This window comes from Anaerococcus obesiensis ph10 (assembly GCF_000311745.1).
Taxonomy (GTDB): Bacteria; Bacillota; Clostridia; order Tissierellales; family Peptoniphilaceae; genus Anaerococcus; species Anaerococcus vaginalis.
Genome location: NZ_HE978531.1, coordinates 193428 through 211974 on the forward strand (window position 1 = coordinate 193428; position 18547 = coordinate 211974).

23 protein-coding genes, 1 tRNA gene and 1 riboswitch are annotated in these 18547 nt (G+C 27.3%); of the genes, 21 read left to right on the top strand and 3 right to left on the bottom strand.

All coding sequences use genetic code 11. The features are described from left to right. The 20 genes from HGAG_RS10340 to HGAG_RS01065 form a co-directional block, all read left to right on the top strand. A partial coding sequence (locus HGAG_RS10340) for a glycoside hydrolase family 25 protein (RefSeq protein WP_040401562.1) occupies nucleotides 1-1087 on the top strand: 1087 nt, incomplete at its 5' end. A gap of 170 nt (nucleotides 1088-1257) precedes the next feature. Further along, nucleotides 1258-2064, top strand: coding sequence for a C39 family peptidase (locus HGAG_RS00980; protein ID WP_019117530.1), 807 nt, complete (start codon nucleotides 1258-1260; stop codon nucleotides 2062-2064). 11 nt (nucleotides 2065-2075) lie between these two features. Then, on the top strand, nucleotides 2076-3347 hold the full coding sequence (locus HGAG_RS00985; protein WP_019117531.1) for a ClC family H(+)/Cl(-) exchange transporter: 1272 nt from the start codon (nucleotides 2076-2078) through the stop codon (nucleotides 3345-3347). A 198-nt stretch (nucleotides 3348-3545) separates the two neighbouring features. Beyond that, nucleotides 3546-4892, top strand: a complete 1347-nt coding sequence (gene brnQ, locus HGAG_RS00990; protein WP_019117532.1) for a branched-chain amino acid transport system II carrier protein — start codon at nucleotides 3546-3548, stop codon at nucleotides 4890-4892. An 82-nt stretch (nucleotides 4893-4974) separates the two neighbouring features. Further along, the gene (locus HGAG_RS00995) at nucleotides 4975-5316 is read left to right on the top strand and encodes a histidine triad nucleotide-binding protein (protein WP_019117533.1); all 342 of its coding nucleotides are present in this window, start codon (nucleotides 4975-4977) and stop codon (nucleotides 5314-5316) included. Between the two features lie 39 nt (nucleotides 5317-5355). Further along, the gene (gene rpsU, locus HGAG_RS01000; RefSeq protein WP_004838985.1) at nucleotides 5356-5535 is read left to right on the top strand and encodes a 30S ribosomal protein S21; all 180 of its coding nucleotides are present in this window, start codon (nucleotides 5356-5358) and stop codon (nucleotides 5533-5535) included. Nucleotides 5536-5663: 128 nt separating this feature from the next. Next, on the top strand, nucleotides 5664-5828 hold the full coding sequence (locus HGAG_RS11530) for a hypothetical protein (protein WP_161600164.1): 165 nt from the start codon (nucleotides 5664-5666) through the stop codon (nucleotides 5826-5828). Nucleotides 5829-6062: 234 nt separating this feature from the next. Beyond that, entirely contained in the window at nucleotides 6063-6758 is a 696-nt protein-coding gene (locus HGAG_RS01010) for a LemA family protein (protein WP_019117535.1), read from the top strand. Nucleotides 6759-6914: 156 nt separating this feature from the next. Further along, nucleotides 6915-7949 carry a serine hydrolase gene (locus HGAG_RS01015; RefSeq protein WP_019117536.1) on the top strand — a complete coding sequence of 345 codons (1035 nt, stop codon included), beginning with the start codon at nucleotides 6915-6917 and terminating at the stop codon, nucleotides 7947-7949. Between the two features lie 148 nt (nucleotides 7950-8097). Next, complete coding sequence (locus HGAG_RS01020) at nucleotides 8098-8835, top strand: YwaF family protein (RefSeq protein WP_019117537.1); 738 nt, start codon at nucleotides 8098-8100, stop codon at nucleotides 8833-8835. 130 nt (nucleotides 8836-8965) lie between these two features. Next, nucleotides 8966-9631, top strand: a complete 666-nt coding sequence (sdaAB, locus tag HGAG_RS01025) for an L-serine ammonia-lyase, iron-sulfur-dependent subunit beta (RefSeq protein WP_019117538.1) — start codon at nucleotides 8966-8968, stop codon at nucleotides 9629-9631. Beyond that, nucleotides 9631-10530, top strand: coding sequence for an L-serine ammonia-lyase, iron-sulfur-dependent, subunit alpha (sdaAA, locus tag HGAG_RS01030; protein ID WP_019117539.1), 900 nt, complete (start codon nucleotides 9631-9633; stop codon nucleotides 10528-10530). Before sdaAB ends, sdaAA begins: the two co-directional genes overlap by 1 nt. 411 nt (nucleotides 10531-10941) lie before the next feature. Further along, on the top strand, nucleotides 10942-11628 hold the full coding sequence (gloB, locus tag HGAG_RS01035) for a hydroxyacylglutathione hydrolase (RefSeq protein WP_019117540.1): 687 nt from the start codon (nucleotides 10942-10944) through the stop codon (nucleotides 11626-11628). 23 nt (nucleotides 11629-11651) lie between these two features. Beyond that, nucleotides 11652-11724: riboswitch (Fluoride riboswitch) on the top strand. A gap of 47 nt (nucleotides 11725-11771) precedes the next feature. Continuing rightward, nucleotides 11772-12872, top strand: a complete 1101-nt coding sequence (locus HGAG_RS10345; RefSeq protein WP_244263789.1) for a cation:proton antiporter — start codon at nucleotides 11772-11774, stop codon at nucleotides 12870-12872. Continuing rightward, complete coding sequence (locus HGAG_RS11820) at nucleotides 12800-12961, top strand: hypothetical protein (protein WP_244263790.1); 162 nt, start codon at nucleotides 12800-12802, stop codon at nucleotides 12959-12961. The genes HGAG_RS10345 and HGAG_RS11820 overlap by 73 nt, the downstream gene beginning before the upstream one ends. Nucleotides 12962-13013: 52 nt before the next feature. Continuing rightward, nucleotides 13014-13910: an alpha/beta fold hydrolase gene (locus tag HGAG_RS01045; RefSeq protein WP_019117541.1), complete on the top strand. Its 897-nt coding sequence runs from the start codon at nucleotides 13014-13016 to the stop codon at nucleotides 13908-13910. After that, entirely contained in the window at nucleotides 13900-14175 is a 276-nt protein-coding gene (locus tag HGAG_RS01050) for a DUF1294 domain-containing protein (protein ID WP_019117542.1), read from the top strand. The genes HGAG_RS01045 and HGAG_RS01050 overlap by 11 nt, the downstream gene beginning before the upstream one ends. An 87-nt stretch (nucleotides 14176-14262) precedes the next feature. Next, complete coding sequence (locus tag HGAG_RS01055) at nucleotides 14263-14790, top strand: NUDIX hydrolase (RefSeq protein WP_019117543.1); 528 nt, start codon at nucleotides 14263-14265, stop codon at nucleotides 14788-14790. Between the two features lie 95 nt (nucleotides 14791-14885). Further along, a complete protein-coding gene (locus HGAG_RS01060; protein WP_019117544.1) occupies nucleotides 14886-15824 on the top strand; it encodes an L-lactate dehydrogenase in 939 nt (312 codons plus the stop codon). 112 nt (nucleotides 15825-15936) lie between these two features. Continuing rightward, entirely contained in the window at nucleotides 15937-16242 is a 306-nt protein-coding gene (locus HGAG_RS01065; protein ID WP_019117545.1) for a DUF4298 domain-containing protein, read from the top strand. A gap of 78 nt (nucleotides 16243-16320) precedes the next feature. Here the strand turns inward: HGAG_RS01065 and HGAG_RS01070 are convergent, their stop codons facing one another. Both HGAG_RS01070 and HGAG_RS01075 read right to left on the bottom strand, forming a co-directional pair. After that, nucleotides 16321-17055 carry an ECF transporter S component gene (locus tag HGAG_RS01070; protein WP_019117546.1) on the bottom strand — a complete coding sequence of 245 codons (735 nt, stop codon included), beginning with the start codon at nucleotides 17053-17055 and terminating at the stop codon, nucleotides 16321-16323. A gap of 176 nt (nucleotides 17056-17231) precedes the next feature. Continuing rightward, nucleotides 17232-17307, bottom strand: a tRNA-Lys gene (locus HGAG_RS01075). Between the two features lie 173 nt (nucleotides 17308-17480). On the opposite strand from HGAG_RS01075, the gene HGAG_RS01080 reads away from it, so the two are divergent. After that, a complete protein-coding gene (locus HGAG_RS01080; protein WP_019117547.1) occupies nucleotides 17481-17981 on the top strand; it encodes a QueT transporter family protein in 501 nt (166 codons plus the stop codon). Between the two features lie 67 nt (nucleotides 17982-18048). Here the strand turns inward: HGAG_RS01080 and HGAG_RS01085 are convergent, their stop codons facing one another. Next, a complete protein-coding gene (locus HGAG_RS01085; protein ID WP_019117548.1) occupies nucleotides 18049-18468 on the bottom strand; it encodes an Asp23/Gls24 family envelope stress response protein in 420 nt (139 codons plus the stop codon). Nucleotides 18469-18547: the final 79 nt, after the last annotated feature.

Consider the following 18547-nt stretch of genomic DNA (forward strand, 5'->3'; position numbering starts at 1 on the left):
TACAGGCATATTATCTCAAATAGGTTGGATAGAAGAAAATGGTAAAAAATATTTTTCAAAAAATAATTTTGGAGAATTATATAGAAACCAAATAATAACTTTTGGGCCAAAAGTAGCGTATTATTTAGGAAATAATGGTTACGTATTAAAATCTGTGTTTGAAGATAACGGAGTATTAAGACATTCAGATATAAATACAGGCATATTATCTCAAATAGGTTGGATAGAAGAAAATGGTAAAAAATATTTTTCAAAAAATAATTTTGGAGAGTTGTATGTAAATCAAATAATAACATTTGGTCCTAAAGTTTCATATTATATGGGAAGTGATGGAAGTGCATCAAAAGTTAGCACAGGTTGGTTTATAAAGGATGGTAAAACATCATATTCTTTTTCTGATGGAAGTATAGCCAAAGGGCATGTAATGATTAATGGCTTAAAATATTATTTTGACAATAATGGATATTTAAAATCAAAAGTAGGCATAGATATTTCAGTTTGGAATGAAATTGTTAATTGGAATGAAATAAAAAAAGCGGGAATAGATTTTGTTATAATTAGATCTTCAGGTTCCTATGCATCTAATGGAAAACTATATAAAGATAGTAAATTTGATTCACATATAAGAGGAGCTTTAAATGCTGGTTTGCAAGTAGGAATATATCATTATTCACAAGCTATAACGAGAGATGAAGCTATTTTAGAAGCTAGATATGTGGATTCAATAATTAGACCATATAAATCAAAACTTACATTACCAGTAGCATTTGATAGAGAGTTATACTCAGAATCTAATGGATATTATGGAAGAACTTATAAAATTGGAAAAGAAAAAGACGCGGAAGTTTCATTAGCATTTCTTGATGAAATTACAAGATTAGGATATAAAGGCTCATTTTATTCATATACTTCTTATTTAAATAATCAAATTAATATGAATAAAATATCTCCAAAATACCCTGTATGGGTTGCGCAATATAATTATAAATGTGATTATAAAGGTCCTTATACTACATGGCAATATTCATCTCAAGGAAAGGTTAATGGCATAAGAGGCAATGTAGATATGAATATTATGTATGTGTAAATTATACAAATTTTTTATAATTTTAAATAGTAATTAATGAAAAGAGGGGTAACACCTTCTTTTTATTTTGAATTTCAAATGTCATATAAATTTTTAAAAATAAAAAATTAGAATTAAAACAATTATTATGTCTACTATTAAATTTTATGTGCTTATGATATAGTAATAATATGAAAAAATTTTTAAAATTTATTTTTCTTATTTTTTTAGTTTCAATTATTTTTTCATTAGTTAAATCAAGTTCGATTACGGGAGGGGTTGATGATTTGATTGGCCTTATTTTTAATAAGGAAAAAACTGATGATATGGATGAATTATATAAAAATATTGAAAAACACAAAGATGATAATGAAAAAATTAATTGGCTTTATGAAAATTTTGATAGCTTAACTGACAGTGAAATTTATCTTGTTGGAAATGATATAGATACTTGTGAGTTTGTTTATAATTTGAAAAATGGAATAGTTGATTTTGAATATTATCCTGGTGAAAGTGTAAATTATGGAAGACTTACTCCTTATTTTTTACAATGGGATAATAGGTGGGCCTATAATAATTTGGGAAATTCTAATATTGGATTTGCAGGTTGTGGTCCTACTTCTATGGCTATGGTTTTAAAAAGATTAAATCCAAATTTGGATATTAGTCCTTCAAATATTGCTCAGGATGCTCAATCTTATATGGGAAGTGAAGGCATTGAGTGGAAATTTTTTGCTGATGAGGCTAATAAATATGGCCATAATATTGAAAATATTGAAAATGATAAAGACGCTATGATTAATGCTCTTGACAGGGGAAGCCTTATTGTTTCTGTGAATAAGGGATATTTTACTTTGTTTGGACATATTTTGGTTATTGATTCTTATAAAAATGGAAGATTTGTTATAAATGATCCAAATTCTATGAAAAATTCTGAGAAATCTTGGTCATATAATAGCATAAAAGATCAAATTGCAAATATTTGGTTGGTTTATTAAATGAGGTTAGAATGAAAAAATGTATTTCTTATAAATTATTGTTGATTTCAATTATAATTGGTTTATGTGCAGGCCTTGTAGTAAGTTTATTTAGACTTTTAATTCCAAAAGTTATGTTTGTAATTTCTAATTTAATAATTTTTGGTCAAAAAAATTTATTAAATGCTATAATTTTTGTTTTTGCATTTATATTTATTGGTTTTTTGGTTTCGATTTGTGTAAACAAGGAGCCTATGATTGGTGGGAGTGGAATTCCTCAAATTTCTGGTAAATTGAATGATAAATTGGATTATAGTGCCTTGTCTTGTTTGATTAATAAAATTATTGGAGGCTTGCTTGCTATTGGTTCTGGTTTGACTTTGGGAAGGGAAGGACCTTCTGTACAAATAGGAGGCTCTCTTGGTGAAGTTATGGCAAATATTTTCAAATTAGATGACGATGATAAAAAAATAATGATTATTGGTTCATCTGCTTCTGGAATTACGAGTGCTTTTACAGCACCAATTTCTGCCATTGCTTTTGCCCTTGAAGAACTTATGAAAAAAACTTCTCGAATTAATTTTATTTACATAACATCAACAATTATTTCATCAAGCATTGTAACAAGTTTGATTATAGGAAATGATCCTGTAATAAAAATTAAAAATCATTTAAATTTATCTATGAGATTTTGGATTTATTTGATTTTTTTAGGAATTTTAGTTGGGTTTTCTTCAATTTTATTTAATAAGGGGATTTTGTTTGGAAAAAAATTATATAAAAAATTGCCTATTTCTCAAAGTATAAAATCTATAATTCCATTTTTTATCACAAGTATTTTTTTACTTTTTGATAGTAGATTATTGGGAAGTGGAGAAAATTTTATTTCTCTTGCCCAAGGAGATAATTATGAAATTTCAACTTTAATATATTTTTATTTTATGAAATTATTGCTCTTGTTAATTGCTTTTTGCTCTGGAATTCCAGGCGGAATATTTTTTCCTTTGCTTGCTATGGGTTCATTAATTGGAAATTTTTATGGCTGTATTTTATTTGAATTTAATTTAGTTGGCGAAAATGAAATTATAATTTTTTCAATGCTTGCAATGGCTGCTCATTTTGCATCAATTGTTAGAGCTCCTCTGACAGGAATGTTTTTAATAATTGAAATGACAGGAGGAAGGATTGATTTTTTCTTGCCAATTATAATTGTAAGTCTTGTGGCTTATTTACTAACAGAAAATTTCAATAATGAACCAATATATGAATCTCTTCTTGAGATTATGATAAAAAATAAATCATAAATATTTGTAAGATTTAAAAGAGCTTTTTGATAGCTCTTTTTTATTTTTGATTTTTAAAATTTTTTGGAAAATTTGCTAGAAATATGTAGATTTGCTTTTATAATTTTTTTTCTTGTGTTATAATTCATCTAAGTAATATTTTGTATAAAATTAGGAATATTTATATAAATATTAATTTTGAAAAGATAGGGGAATTATATGAAAAGAAAACTTAGTTTTAATCAAACTTTATTAGTTGGTTCTTTGTTGTTTGGCTTGTATTTTGGAGCTGGAAATTTAATTTTTCCAATTGAGCTTGGACAAAATTCTGGAACTAATCTTTATAAAGTTGTTTTGGGATTTATAATTAGTGGAGTTGGACTTCCAATTTTGGGAGTTGTAGCAAGTGCTATCTCAAAAAATGATAGTTTGTTTGAAATGGGAAAGACTGTAAATGATAAATTTGCATATTTTTTTACAACAGCTTTGTATTTGACGATTGGACCATTTTTTGCAATTCCAAGAACATCAACTGTAGCTTTTGAAGTTGGAATTGCTCCAAATATTTCTGAAGATAAAATAAAATTATTTTTATTTATTTTTTCATTAATATTTTTTCTTGCTGTCTTAGCTTTTGCATTAAAACCTGGCAAAGTTATGGATAATATAGGAAAAATTTTGACACCAACTTTTTTGATTTTATTGTCAGTTTTGGTTATTTTTGCAATCATTAAACCAATGGGAGATTTGGCAAAAAATCAACCTACTAAAATTTACCAAAAAAATCCATTATTTACAGGAATTCTTGATGGATATAATACAATGGATGCTCTTGCAAGCCTTGCTTTTGCAATAATAATTATTTCAAGTATTAGAAAACTTGGAGTAAAAGATTCAAATCAAATTGCTAAAGAAACTTTAAAAAGTGGAGTAATTTGTTTGATTGCTATGAGCACAGTTTATATTTCTTTATCTTTTATGTCATCATCTTCTGTAAATATAATGAAATTAGGCAATAACGGTGGAAGAATTTTATCTAATATTTCATTTTATTATTTGGGAAATTTCGGCAAGATCTTATTAGCTGCAATAGTAATAGTAGCTTGTTTAAAAACAGCTATTGGACTAATCATTGCCTGCTCTGAAATTTTTATACAAATGTATCCAAATACACTTTCATACAAAGCTTATGCTGTAGTTTTTACCTTAATATCATTTTTGATAGCAAATTTGGGACTTCAAAAAATAATTAGCTTGTCAATACCAGTTTTGATGTATTTGTATCCGCTTGCAATAGTTTTAATATTTTTATCATTGGCATATCCAATAATTGGCAAAAACAAGAGAATATTTTCTTTAACTATTTTCTTTACAGCTATATTTTCAATTTTTGATTTGCTTAAAGCTTTGCAAAAAAATATTTCAAGTACGGATTCTATAAGTAGAATTGTAGATTTTGCAAAAAATTATCTACCAGCTTTTGAATTAGGATTTGGCTGGTTGATTCCAGCAATATTTGGAATTATTTTAGGATTATTAATAAGTATTATAAAAAAGAAAAGATAAAAGAAATAAATTTGTAAAAATTATAAAAAAATTTTACCTTTTTATTAAAATATGATATTATATTTATCAATGGGGGTGAAGTATGGACTGTGTATTTTGTAAGATTGCTGACGGAGAAATACCATCAGATATAATCTATGAAGATCAAAAAGTAATTGCATTTAATGATCTAGATCCACAAGCACCTATCCATTTTCTTGTTATACCAAAAAAACACATAGAAAGTTTGGCTAAATTAGATGAAGAAGATAAGGATATAATTTCTCATATCTTTATGGTTATAAAAAAAATAACAGAAGATCTAAATGTAGCAGAAGATGGCTACAGAATAGTCAACAATACAGGAGAAGATGGAGGACAAAGTGTTAAACACATGCACTTTCATGTTTTAGCACAAAGATCCTTACAATGGCCACCAGGTTGATTTCAAACTTATTTGTGTGATACGAGAGGGGGGATAGAGATGACAGAGATCAAAGTTGGAGAAAACGAATCAATAGATAGTGCAATTAAAAGATTCAAAAGACAATGCGCAAGATCCGGTGTTCTAACAGAATATAGAAAAAGAGAACACTACGAAAAGCCAAGCCTAAAGAGAAAAAAGAAATCTGAGGCAGCAAAGAGAAAAAAAAGAAGAAAATAGTAATTTAAGACCCACTTGGGTCTTTTTTTATTTCCAATAATTTTTGGAATTAAAAATTAATATGGATTTATAAAGTGGAAAAATAAAAATGATTTTATAAAAAAATTCTTACTATTGTATTTTCTGTTTTGAATTTAGCTATAGCTATTTTTCAATATCAATCATTTGAACAATACATGGAATTTGCCACAACGGGTTTGTATCTTATGATTATTGCAAGCGTACTTCTTTTTGCTGGTTCAATTTTTATGGCTATACAAGTTCCTAAAAAAAATAAGCAAGAAATTAAATGAAAAATATTTATTTTCCCTTAGATAAAATAGCTTATTAAAATTTAAAAATTAATAAAATTCATTTTTGTTTATTTTTATTAAATCAAGAATCTTTTAAGGATCATTTTCTTTTAAAGATTCTTGTTTTTATTTTAAAATTTTCAATTAAATTTAGATTTTCAATTTAAGCTTAATTGTGTTGACTTTATTAAGTATTTTTTGTATATTTATAGTATAAAAATTTGAGGAGATATTATGAAATCAAAAAGTGTATTTAAATCTGTATGTGTGTTCGTTGGATTAGGATTTTTATTAACTATTGTTTGGCTTATGATTTTTTCTATGACAATTACTCCAGAAGATGCTGAGATGACAGTAGAGCCTTTTAGTGGTGCAAGTGTGACTTTTGGATTTGCGTGTGCTCTTATTGCAAATTTCATTTATCAGTATAATGCTGCTAAGTCTTTGGAGCAAAGAATTTATAGTAATACAAGCAGTCTTGAATCTATAAAAATTAGAAATCGTGATTTAATTGATAAGGCAAATCGTTTGATAGATAAACATCAAAAAAACGAAAAAGAATCTTATATTGATATTGCAAAAGCAAGTTATACAAAAAAAGAAGAACGTCACGAAAAAAATACTAAAGATCGTTTGAAAACTTATAGCGATGAAGATGTGCTTGTAACAAGTTCACAAGAGTTTGGAAATTTTATTAATGATTTTCCAGAACTTAGCAACAATCAAAATGTAAAAACTTTATTAGATGAAATTATTAATAGCGAAAATTATTTATCTAATAGCAAAATTGAACTAAATAGGTGCATTGAATCTTACAATAGCTTAATTCATCAATTTCCTTTGGTTTTATTGCGTAAACCATTAAAATTTACAGATAAAGAATTTTATCGTGAAGAAGTTCAAATAACAGATGAAATGCTAGGAATTTAATTTTATAATTTAATAGGCAATAATTAATTCTTCTATATTTGATAGGAGAATTTTTTATTTTAAAATTACAAATTATATAAAAAGACGCTAAAAATTTGACACTAATTTGCAAATGGGCTAGCATAAAATTAGAAGTACATATTTATTGGGGGAACTATGAGAAAAAATAAGAAAAATATTCCTAGTTTTGCCTTGGCTATTATAATTCTTTTTGTTTTAATTTTTATTATTAAATTATCTAAGTCAGACAAAAAACCAGAAAAAATTAAACCACATCCTGCAAAAAATAGTATGGTTGGATTTAAATCTGATAGGTATTTAAATGATATAGAAAAATTATATGATTCAAATGATACTTTTGCTGATGAAAAGGATAAAGATGATTCTAATGAATATAAAAATAAAAGAGTGACTGATGATTATCTTTATACAAAAATTGAAAAAATAATTGATGAAGAAACTGAAGATTTAAAGGGCGATTGGCAAGTAGCAGTTGATACAATTAGTGGAAAATCTAATATATCTATTGAGAAAAAATCTTCTGACGAAAATGAGGCACAAGTTGCGGCATCAACTATTAAAATTTTTATCGCACTTGAAACTTATAGACAAGTTGAAGAAGGAATTTTGGATGAAAAAGATGTGGAAGATGATATTTATTTAATGTTAAGAGATTCCAACAATGAAGCTACAGATAGGCTAATAGATAAAATTGGCGATAATGATATGAAGACTGCACGTTTAAATGTAGGGAGAATGATAAATAAAGTAACTGGAAAAAATAGATGTGCCTTATATACAAAAATGCATGGAAGAGGCAAAGCCAATCTTGTAAATGCAAAAGACCTTAATAAGGCATTGATTGTAATTTATGATGGAGAAATTATTAGCCGTGAGCATTGCGACATAGCAATGAAAGCAATGTCTGAAAATACTACAACATCAAAAATAAAATTGTTGGCAGATTTGCCAAAAAAAGCTAAGGGACTAAATAAGTCTGGAGAATATCCAGATGGTGGAATAGAAAATGATATTGCTATAATAGATGTTGGCGATAGTGTTTTTGCAATTTCATTTTTGAGTGATTTTGATGAGCCAGTAAGTCATGGGGGTAGTCCACAATTTGAATCAATGCATAATTTAGGAAGACGAATTTCTAATGCATTTATAGCATTTGATAAGGATAATTAAAAAATTTAATATAAAAATTAGCCAAAAGAAAAAATCTTTTGGCTTTTTTTATTGAGAAATTTAAAATTTATTTTATTAATTGATAAAAAACAATAGACTAAAAATAAAAATTATTATATGCTAGTAGCTAGAAAATTTAGGAGTAGTAATGAATAATTTTATGGATGAATTTTTTAGAAGAAAAGAAGATGGTTTTGTCTTTGATTCATATAGTTTTTTGCATTTAATTTTATTTGCCTTTATGGTAATTGTAGCAATTTTATTATATAAATACAGAAGAAAAATCAGGGAAAATAAAAAAATATATAAATATGTAAGATTTATTTTTATTTTTTTGCTGGCATTTCAGCAGATAAGTTTTTTATATTTTATTTGTTTTGTAAGAAAAGATACAATAAATGAAGCCTTGCCCTTATACACTTGTAGGATAAGTATTTATAGTGGATTTTTTGCACTTATATTTAATTCAAATAATTTAAAAATTCTTACAATTTTTTGGGGACTAATAGGTGGAATAATTGGCTTAATTTTTCCAGATTTAATGCCATATTCATGGCCTCATATTATGTATGTAAATTTCTTTTTGACACATTTTTTAGTATTTTGGGTTTCGCTATTTTTCCTAATAGTCGACAAAATTAAAATAAAAAAAGAAAATTTGAAATTTTTATTTATATTTGTAAATGTATTTTTGCTAATAACTGAAATAATAAATTTGAAATTTAATTTAAATTATGCTTATCTTTCTTATAGTCCAGTTTTTACAAATTTATTAAATAAACTACCATCAATAATTTATTTTTTATTGGCTGCAATTTTATATAATTTTTCTATCTATTTAAATTTTTATATTTTTAAAAAATTAAAACTAATCGAAGCCAATTGATATTATTTTGCAAAATTTTAGCAAAATAATATCAATTGGCTTTTATTTTTTTATCAAAAAGTGTAATATAATATTAGATGTAAGTTTTTGTAATATAATGCAAAGGTTTTTATAATTAAATGGAGGTATTATGAAAGAGTATGGAGTTTTTGATATAATTGGACCAATTATGATAGGACCTTCGTCTTCTCATACTGCAGGAGCTGCAAGAATTGGACAAGTTGCTATATCAATTGTAAAAGACGGTTTTACTAGGGTAGATTTTCATCTTCATGGATCATTTGCTCAAACTTATAAGGGACATGGAACTGACAAGGCACTTCTTGCAGGAGTTTTAGGTTTTAGACCAAATGACAAAAGATTAAGAGATTCATTTAAAATTGCCGACGATGAAGGTCTTGAATATCATTTTATAAAAGATGATTTGGGACCGGTTCATCCAAATACTGCAAAAATTGTTTTTTATTATCCAGATGGAACAAAATCATCAGTTACTGGCTCATCAATTGGTGGTGGAAATATAGAAATAATTGAAATTAATGATGTGTCAATTTCCTATAATGGAAAATTCCCAACAATTATTTTAAGATACAAAGAACAAAAAGGCGTAATTTATGAAGTAAGTAAGCTTTTAGCAACTAATGATTACAATATTGAAAGTATGAAAACAGTAAAAGCTGACGATGAAGTAACATTAATAGTTGAATTAAATGAAAAATTAGAAGTAGAAATTATTGACGAGATTATAAATAATAAGAGATATGATTACGCAAATTATATAGAAGGGGTTAGATAATGTTTAGAAAAGCATCTGAAGTTATAGAAGAATGTGAAAGTAGAGGAGTCCACATCAAAGATTTAGTTCTTGAAGAAGAATTAAAATCATCGCAAATCAATAAAGATGATATTTTATTTAATTTGAAACAAATGTTTAAGGTTATGGAAGAATCTGCAACAGGAAATTTAAATCATGAAACAAAAACTGCAATGGGTATGATTGATGGATTTGCAAAAAAAATGAACGCTTATTCAAAAGAAGGAAAATCCATTACAGGAAATTTTGTCACAGAGGCAATGGCAATGGCATTTTCAACTCTAGAAATTAGTGCAGCTATGGGAGAAATTGTTGCAAGTCCTACTGCAGGATCTTCTGGAATTTTGCCAGCAATTTTATATTCTCTTAAAAAACGTGAAGGATTTTCTGATGAAAAAATGGTTGATGCCATGCTAACAGCTATTGGAATTGGAAAAATAATTGGATATTATGGATCTTTTGCAGGAGCTGAAGGCGGTTGCCAAGCAGAAACAGGATCAGGAGCAGCTATGGGAGCAGCTGCAGCATGTTTTCTTTACGATCAAAGCCCAGAAGTTTGTTTTCACGCAGCAAGTTTTGCATTTTTGCATGTGTTAGGTCTTGTTTGTGATCCAATTGCAGGGCTTGTAGAATATCCTTGTACTTTTAGAAATGCATCTGGAGTTGTAAACGCATTTATTTCTGCTGATATGGCAATGGCAGGAATCACAAGCATAGTTCCATTTGATGAAGTTTGTAAAGCAGCTGGAGAAGTTGGATCTACTTTACCAGAAGCTTTAAGAGAAACAGGAATAGGTGGAATAGCAGGAACAGAAACAGGAAGAAAAATTAGAAAGAAATTTTTCGCACTTGGAAATGACTCTACAAAAGAAAATAAATAAATTAAATTAGTAGGCTTTTACTTACTCAGATTGTAAACAACCCCTCAAGCACGAATATCTGACTACAAAAATTGTTGATTTCTAAATTTCAAAATTCTAAAATCGCAAACTCACTAACGCGATGACAGATAAATAGTTTAAAATTGTGCCAGTGGCACGATTTTAATATTTATCCCTCGGAATAAAACGAAGAATTAAAATTTAATTGAAGTTAATTTATTTAATAAAATATCATTGCTTTAAATTTTAGAGTGCGATTTTTGACGAATTTTTAAATTTGAAATCAATTCAATTTTTTACGTATGATATTCTTAGCATGAGGGTTTGTATACTTTGTCAATAGTCTGAGTAGGCTTTTGCCTACTTTTTTTATTTTGATTTTTGGGTATAAATTTTTTGAGAGGAGTTTTTATGAAAATAAATTTTATTAGAGCTTTTGAAGATAATTATATTTGGACAATAGAAAAAGAAAATGAGGTAATTTTAATTGATCCTGGCGAGGCAAATCCTTGTTTTGATTATTTGAAAGATAAAAATTTGTGCGCAGTATTATTAACTCACAAGCACATGGATCATGTTGGTGGAGTAAAAAAATTAAAGGAAAAATTTAAAGATGTAAGAGTTTATGGGCCAGCTGAAACGAAAAATTTAAATGATATTACTTTAAAAGATGAAGATGAGTTTGAAATTTTTGGATATAAATTTATAGTTTTAAAAACTAATGGCCATACTGAAGAACATATTTCTTATTTGGTAAATGGAAATTTATTTTGTGGAGATACTATATTTTCTTCGGGTTGTGGAAGAGTTTTTACTGGAGATTATCAAAGTTCTTTTGATTCCGTTCAAAAAATTAAACAATTGGATAAAAATATTTTAATTTATCCAGCTCATGAATACACTATTGATTGCATAGAATCATCAAAAAGAATTATTAAAGATAAAATTATGGACGATGCAATAAGTGAGGCCAAAGAAAAACTTTCAAGATCTCTTCCTAGCCTACCAACAAGTGTTGAAAAAGAATTTTTAATCAATCCATTTTTTATGGCAAAAAATTTAGAAGAGTTCAAGGAATTTATAAAAATTAAAAATTGACATATTTTTTCAAAAAATTTATAATACTAAAAGGGAATGAAGTTCTCCCTTAGATTATTTCTAAAACCGCATTTTGCTGATGACTTCTGTTACTTATTTGGGGACAGATTTCATCAGTTTTTTTGTCCCAAAAAGGAGGATTTATGTTAGTTTCTTTTGGTCTAATTATTATTTTTGGATTAATATTTGGATTTTTTTGTAAAAAATTAAAAATACCTGCTCTAATTGGTATGCTTTTTACTGGAATTATTTTAGGACCTAATGTTTTAAATTTAATTGATTCAAAGACTTTGAATATTTCATCAGAGCTTAGGCAAATTGCTTTGATTGTAATTTTAATTAAAGCTGGTCTTTCTTTGGATATTTCTGATTTAAAAAGAATAGGAAAATCTGCAATTTTATTGTCATTTTTGCCTGCAAGTTTTGAAATATTAGCCTATTTTATTTTTGCAAGAATATTTTTCAAAATAAGAAGTGTTGATGCACTCTTAATGGGTTCGGTTCTTGCAGCAGTTTCGCCAGCTGTTGTTGTGCCAAGAATGGTAAAATTAATTGAGGAAAAAAAGGGAGTTGAAAAATCAATCCCACAAATGATTCTTGCTGGTGCATCTTGTGATGATATATTTGTTCTTGTTTTGTTTTCATCATTTTTGTCAATGGCAAAGGGAGAAGATGTAAGTTTGGTTTCTTTGGTAAATGTTCCAATTTCTATAATTTTGGGAATTATTGTAGGAGCTATTATTGGCTATATTTTATATATCGTTTTTGAATTTTTTTATAAAAAAGGCGATATGATAAGAAATTCTACTAAGCTTATAGTAATTCTTGCTATTTCATTTTTGTTAGTTGCAATGGAAAATATATTAAAAGATAAAATTGCTTTTTCATCTCTTTTGGCAGTTATAGCTATGAGTTGTGTTTTCAAAATTAAAGCGAATTATGAAGTTTCTTTAAGACTTTCAGAAAAATTTGGAAAATTATGGATTTTTGCGGAAGTTTTATTATTTGTTTTGGTTGGAGCTGAAGTTAATATTTTTTATATAAGAAAACTTGGATTTATTTCAATTGTTATGATTTTTTTGGCGCTTATTATTAGGTCTTTGGGAACTTTGCTTTCAATTTCGACTTCAAATTTAAATAAAAAGAAAAATTATTTACAGTTTTTTCTTATATGCCAAAGGCAACCGTTCAAGCAGCCATTGGAGCAGTTCCACTTGCAAATGGACTTTCTAGTGGAGAAATAATTTTATCGATGGCAGTTTTGGGAATTTTAATTACAGCTCCTATAGGTGCGATATTTATTGATAATTTTAACCAAAAATTATTAGATTGAAAGACATATTTTTGATAAAATATCAGTATATTATATAAAAACAGAGGAAAAAATGAGTGAAATTGAATTTAAAAAAATAAAATTGGATAATGGCGAGACCATGGCTTATAGGCATGTGGGCTGTGGAGAAAATAAAGTTATTTTGATTCACGGTTTTCAATCATCTTCCCAATTTTTTGAAGATTTATTGGAAGGTCTTGATGAAAACATTGAAGTATTTGCTCCAGATTTAATTGGATACGGGGAAAGCTCTTATGAAAATAAGCATAAGGAAATGAGAGAGTGGGCAGAGGATTTGAAATATTTTGCTGATTCTTTGGATATAGATAGTTTTTCTCTTGTAGGCTGGTCTTTGGGAGGACTTGTTGCCATGGATTTTGCAGGAATGTTTCCTGAAAAAATAAAGCAATTAATTTTGATAGCTTCTGTTGGAGTTAAGGGTTTTGTTATGCCAAAAGATAAAGATATAAATGATGACGATAAAAAATTAAAACTTCCTAATTTTTTGAAAAATTTTAACATTAAACACGATCATTCTTTTACGGTTCCTATTTTAAATGGAATAAAAGATAAGGATATTGATTTTTTTGAAGATTTATTTAGGCAAACAATTTATAATGTCAACGATCCAAATCCTGATGATTTAAGGAAAATGGCTGAAGATTTTCTAAAACAAAGGTGTTTTTTGGAATCGCTCCTTGCTATGGTAACCTACAATAACACCAAGGAAAAAGGAAGTGGCTTGATTGAAAAAATAAATAAAAAAGTCACATGGATTCATGGAAACAAAGATATGGTTATACCAATTGACGATGTTTTAGAAAGTATTGAATATTTTCCAAACAAGGTTAATTTTATAAAATTTGAAAATTCTGGTCATGCTGTATTTGTAGATGAAAAAGAAAAATTTGTAGAAATTTTTGAAGATTTGATTAAAAATGAAAATTAAATATTTAATAATTTATTTTATATTTGTTTCCTTAATTTCGATTTTTCTTGTGATTTATGATAAAATTGCTTCAAAAAAATTTAAAAGGAATAGAATAAGGGAAAATATTCTTTTGCTATTTGCCTTTATGGGAGGAGCGTTTTTTATGTATATTACCATGAAATTAATTCATCATAAAACTCGTCACAAAAAATTTATGATAGGCATTCCAATTTTTATAGGATTACATATTTTTCTTGGATTTTATTTATTTAATAGAATTTAAAATAAAATTATTTAAATGCGGCAATTATTTGTCGCTTTTAAATTGTCAAATAGGGTAAGAATAAATTAATGTATAAAGGAGAGATTGATGAAAGAGTATGTAGATTTGTACGATAATTTTAGAAATAAAACTGGAGAAATTATAGAAAGAAGAGATATTGTGCCAAGAGGTCTTTATCGACTTATCATCCATGTTTTAATTTTTGATAGAAAGGGAAGACTTTTGATTCAAAAAAGAAGTAAAATAAAAAAATCTTGGCCAAATTTATGGGACTTGACAGTCTCTGGAGCTGTATCAAGCGGAGAAAGTTCACAACTAGCTGCATCTAGAGAATTATTTGAAGAGCTTGGAATAAAATATGATTTTTCAAAATCTTATCCAAATATTTCGGTAAATACTGGATTTAGAATTGATGATGTCTTTATAATAAGTAATAAAAATATAGATTTAAATAAATTAAAATTGCAAAAAGAAGAAGTTTCTGATGCAAAATTTGTAAGTTTAAATGAGCTAATTAAAATTATTGACGAAAAAGAATTTGTTCCTTATCAAAAAGATTATATTAGTTTGCTATTTTATTTAAGAAATAATTCGAATTTATTTGTTAATGATTAAATGATTAAGAATTATTATCATTTTCCTCGCAAAGGTGTATAATAATTTTATAAATCCTAGTAAAAAGCTAGGAATAAAATTTTTAGGGAGGAATAATGAAAGACAGTAAAATAATTTTAGTTGGCGATGGAGCTGTAGGAAGTTCTTTTGCTTATGCCTCTACAATTCTTGGTATTGGAAGAGAATTGGGAATTATAGATATAAATGAAAAAAAAGCAGAAGGAGATGCCATGGATCTTTCCGATGTGCTTTCTTTTACAAATCCAAAACACATTTACAAGGCAGATTATAGCGATTGTAAAGATGCAGAAGTAGTAGTTATTACTGCTGGAATTCCACAAAAATCTGGAGAATCTAGACTTGATTTAATAGAAAAAAATCTTAAAATTTTTAAAGATATGATTGGACAAATTGTAGATAGTGGTTTTGATGGAATATTTTTAGTTGCATCAAATCCAGTTGACATTTTGACTTATGCAACTTGGAAATATTCAAAATTTCCAGCAAATAAAGTTATAGGCACAGGAACTACTCTTGATTCTTCAAGATTTAAAAAAGAAATTGCAAATTTAATAGGAATTGATCCAAGAAGCGTTGAAGCTTTTATAATGGGAGAACATGGAGATAGCGAATTTGCAGTTTGGTCACACACAAATGTAGGCGGTATGCCTTTGTATGAATGGGTTAAAAGCCACAGCGAAACTGACGAAAAAGAATTATTAGATACTTTTGAAAAAGTAAAAAATGCAGCTTATGAAATAATTGATAAAAAAGGCGCAACTTTTTACGGAATAGGTATGGCACTTGCTAGACTTGTTGAAGCAATTATAAATGATCAAAATTCTGTATTTTCTACTTCATCATATCTTGATGGGGAATATGGTTTAGAAGATATTTTTATTGGAGCTCCATCAGTTATCGGAAAAAATGGAGTAAAATGGGTTCTTGAAGTTCCACTTACTGATACAGAAGATGAAAGAATGAAAGAAAGTGCAAAAACATTAAAAGAAATAATAAATAAATCAAATATATAGAAAGAGGACTGTTGCAGGATTATTATTTATAATTTTGTAACAGTTTTTTATAATTGAAAACATTTAAATTGGGTAATAAAAGTATGAACAATTTAAAAAAAGGAAGGCTAAAATGGCAGATATAAATAAAATAAAAGAAATGGAAGAAATTCTAAACAAAAACACCAAAGAAGTAGAAGATTTTAGAAAGGCACTTGAAAAATTTAAGAACAGCCAAAAAGATTATAAAAAATTATCCGATTATTATTCGTCAGAAGAATATATGAAAGACTTAGAAGAATCAAATCAAGGAAAAATTGATCCGGAAATTAGCCAAGGAATTTTTTCAGAAGATTTGGTTTATGATCTATTAGGAGATAATTATTATTTGGCAGTTGATATGCTTGAGCTTGCAACAGAAATAATAAAAAATAATTAAAAAAAATCCCTCAGCTTTTTAAAATTTTTACTGGCAAAGCCAATAAGAAAAATATAAAAGCTAGGGGATTTAATTTTATTATCTTCTAACAGCTTTTACAATCGCAGAAACCAAAACTATTGACATAATAGCTTCTGGAAGTCCGTTTGTAATTATTGCGCCAAAAATTGTATTCCTTGCAGCCTCAACAGAAATACCCAAGGCTGTTACATATTTTTCTGCATAAAACAAATAAATAAAGCCCATAACAAAAAGAGTATTAGTCATTGTTCCAACAAAAGATGCAATAGCTACAGAAAGATTTGAATTTTTATTTTTATAAGTTAAATAAAGCATACAAATAGCAATTATAGTTATTACTATAGAAATTACAATTTGATATATTTTTGCTTGATGAGTTAAATTATAAAAAACCAAATAAATTAAAAATCCTGTAAGAATTGTCCACAAAATCAAAGAAATTTTTCTAATTTTTTCATTATTTTTGTCTTTTAATCCTTTAAAAGTTAGTCCTGCAAAAATTCCTATTAAAATTCTTGGCAAAACTGAAATTATTGGATTATAAAAAACAAATGAAATTGGACCAGGTCTAAGCATAGCATTTGCTATCGAAGATAGACCAAAAATAAATCCCACAAGACAACCAACGATTGGTCCTTCTAAAATTGCAGCTATAATAACTGGTATGTGCATGGTCGTAATATTAATTAGACCTAGGGGAATGTATCCCATCGGAGTGAATCCTAAAACCATAGTGATTGCTCCAAGCATAGCAACAGTTACCATTTTACGAGTTTTTTCTTTATTATTCATATTACCTCCTGATACAACTCCTTTCGGATGTCGTTCATTATACAATTATTATATACCAAAAAATTAAAATGTCTAAAAATTAACTAAGAAGTTTGCAAAAATAATTTTTGAAACAATAAGAAATGAAATAAAAAAATTAAAAATAAAAAAACGCAGATAAAAATCTGCGTTAAATTTGGTGCGCCATCAGGGATTCGAACCCTGGACACCCTGATTAAGAGTCAGGTGCTCTACCAACTGAGCTAATGGCACTAACTTGCTGACTTATTAATAATACCATTTTATAAATTTTTTGTCAACAAGGGGAAATTTTTAATAGTGAAATTATAAATCTTTTTATTTATTTCATTATTAAGTTTGTATATGCTATAATGTGTAGTGGATGTTTACTTGGGACCCATCCGAAAAAAATCAAGGAGGTATTTATGTCTAGTCAAGGATATAATTTTAAGGATACAAATTTTTTAGTTAAGTCAGCTGCGATCGCGGCTTTGTATGCAATAATCACTTTAATGTTCCCATCTCTTGCGTACGGACCTATCCAATTACGTTTTAGTGAAATTTTAGTTCTTTTGGTTTTTTATAACAAAAGATTCATTCCGGGACTTTTATTGGGATGTTTTTTGGCTAATTTTGCGTCTGATATTGCTGTGTTTGATGTGATTTTTGGAACTTTCGCATCTTTTTTGGCTTTTATGATGATAATTAGACAAAAAAATTTGTTCATAGCATCTTTGTTTCCAGTTTTATCTATGGTTATTCCAGCTATTGGAACTTATATTTTGTTAGATTCATCAACTGCTTTCATTATTATGCTTGGACAATTTATGATGAGTGAATTTATTGTTGTATCTATAATTGGCATTTTTATTTTTAAAATTTTAGAAAATAATTCTGCTTTTATGAATATGATTAAAAATTTCTAAGAAAAAGGGACTGTTGTAAAAATTATAAATAATCATAATTCTACAACAGTCCCTTAAATATTTTTAATTATTTTTCTTCTTTATCTTTTGAATTTTTTTCTTCGTATTCTTCTTTTGTTAAAACATCAACTATTTCTGCTTTAACTGCTTGTACGTTTATTCCTGTTAGGCTATAAACTTCTTTTTTGATATTTCTATCTAATGATGCGAATACTTCTTGAGCTTTTTTGCCGTATTCAAGAATTATTTTTGTGTGAACTACAGCATTTTTTGCATCGTCAACGTCGATTGAAATTCCTGATGTATTTTCTCCGTCTGTAAAGTTATCAGCTATTGATGAAAAAACATTTTTTTTCAATTCTAAAATTCCGTCTGTTTTTGTTAAAACTTTTTTTGCGATTTTTGCTATTACATTGTCGTTAATTGTATATTCACTTACTTCGTTTGCGTATTCTGCTTGAATTTCTTTGTTTTCAATTCTATCCATAATTTTCTCCTTTTAAATTTCAACTTATTAACTTGTTTACCTTATATTGTTACCCGAAGTTTTTCGAAATAAACAATTT

Coding starts and splice junctions, on each gene's coding strand:
- HGAG_RS00980 (WP_019117530.1), top strand. CDS start 1,258: ATGAAAAAATTTTTAAAATTTATTTTTCTTATTTTTTTAGTTTCAATT.
- HGAG_RS00985 (WP_019117531.1), top strand. CDS start 2,076: ATGAAAAAATGTATTTCTTATAAATTATTGTTGATTTCAATTATAATT.
- brnQ (WP_019117532.1), top strand. CDS start 3,546: ATGAAAAGAAAACTTAGTTTTAATCAAACTTTATTAGTTGGTTCTTTG.
- HGAG_RS00995 (WP_019117533.1), top strand. CDS start 4,975: ATGGACTGTGTATTTTGTAAGATTGCTGACGGAGAAATACCATCAGAT.
- rpsU (WP_004838985.1), top strand. CDS start 5,356: ATGACAGAGATCAAAGTTGGAGAAAACGAATCAATAGATAGTGCAATT.
- HGAG_RS01010 (WP_019117535.1), top strand. CDS start 6,063: ATGAAATCAAAAAGTGTATTTAAATCTGTATGTGTGTTCGTTGGATTA.
- HGAG_RS01015 (WP_019117536.1), top strand. CDS start 6,915: ATGAGAAAAAATAAGAAAAATATTCCTAGTTTTGCCTTGGCTATTATA.
- HGAG_RS01020 (WP_019117537.1), top strand. CDS start 8,098: ATGAATAATTTTATGGATGAATTTTTTAGAAGAAAAGAAGATGGTTTT.
- sdaAB (WP_019117538.1), top strand. CDS start 8,966: ATGAAAGAGTATGGAGTTTTTGATATAATTGGACCAATTATGATAGGA.
- sdaAA (WP_019117539.1), top strand. CDS start 9,631: ATGTTTAGAAAAGCATCTGAAGTTATAGAAGAATGTGAAAGTAGAGGA.
- gloB (WP_019117540.1), top strand. CDS start 10,942: ATGAAAATAAATTTTATTAGAGCTTTTGAAGATAATTATATTTGGACA.
- HGAG_RS10345 (WP_244263789.1), top strand. CDS start 11,772: ATGTTAGTTTCTTTTGGTCTAATTATTATTTTTGGATTAATATTTGGA.
- HGAG_RS11820 (WP_244263790.1), top strand. CDS start 12,800: ATGCCAAAGGCAACCGTTCAAGCAGCCATTGGAGCAGTTCCACTTGCA.
- HGAG_RS01045 (WP_019117541.1), top strand. CDS start 13,014: ATGAGTGAAATTGAATTTAAAAAAATAAAATTGGATAATGGCGAGACC.
- HGAG_RS01050 (WP_019117542.1), top strand. CDS start 13,900: ATGAAAATTAAATATTTAATAATTTATTTTATATTTGTTTCCTTAATT.
- HGAG_RS01055 (WP_019117543.1), top strand. CDS start 14,263: ATGAAAGAGTATGTAGATTTGTACGATAATTTTAGAAATAAAACTGGA.
- HGAG_RS01060 (WP_019117544.1), top strand. CDS start 14,886: ATGAAAGACAGTAAAATAATTTTAGTTGGCGATGGAGCTGTAGGAAGT.
- HGAG_RS01065 (WP_019117545.1), top strand. CDS start 15,937: ATGGCAGATATAAATAAAATAAAAGAAATGGAAGAAATTCTAAACAAA.
- HGAG_RS01070 (WP_019117546.1), bottom strand. CDS start 17,055: ATGAATAATAAAGAAAAAACTCGTAAAATGGTAACTGTTGCTATGCTT.
- HGAG_RS01080 (WP_019117547.1), top strand. CDS start 17,481: ATGTCTAGTCAAGGATATAATTTTAAGGATACAAATTTTTTAGTTAAG.
- HGAG_RS01085 (WP_019117548.1), bottom strand. CDS start 18,468: ATGGATAGAATTGAAAACAAAGAAATTCAAGCAGAATACGCAAACGAA.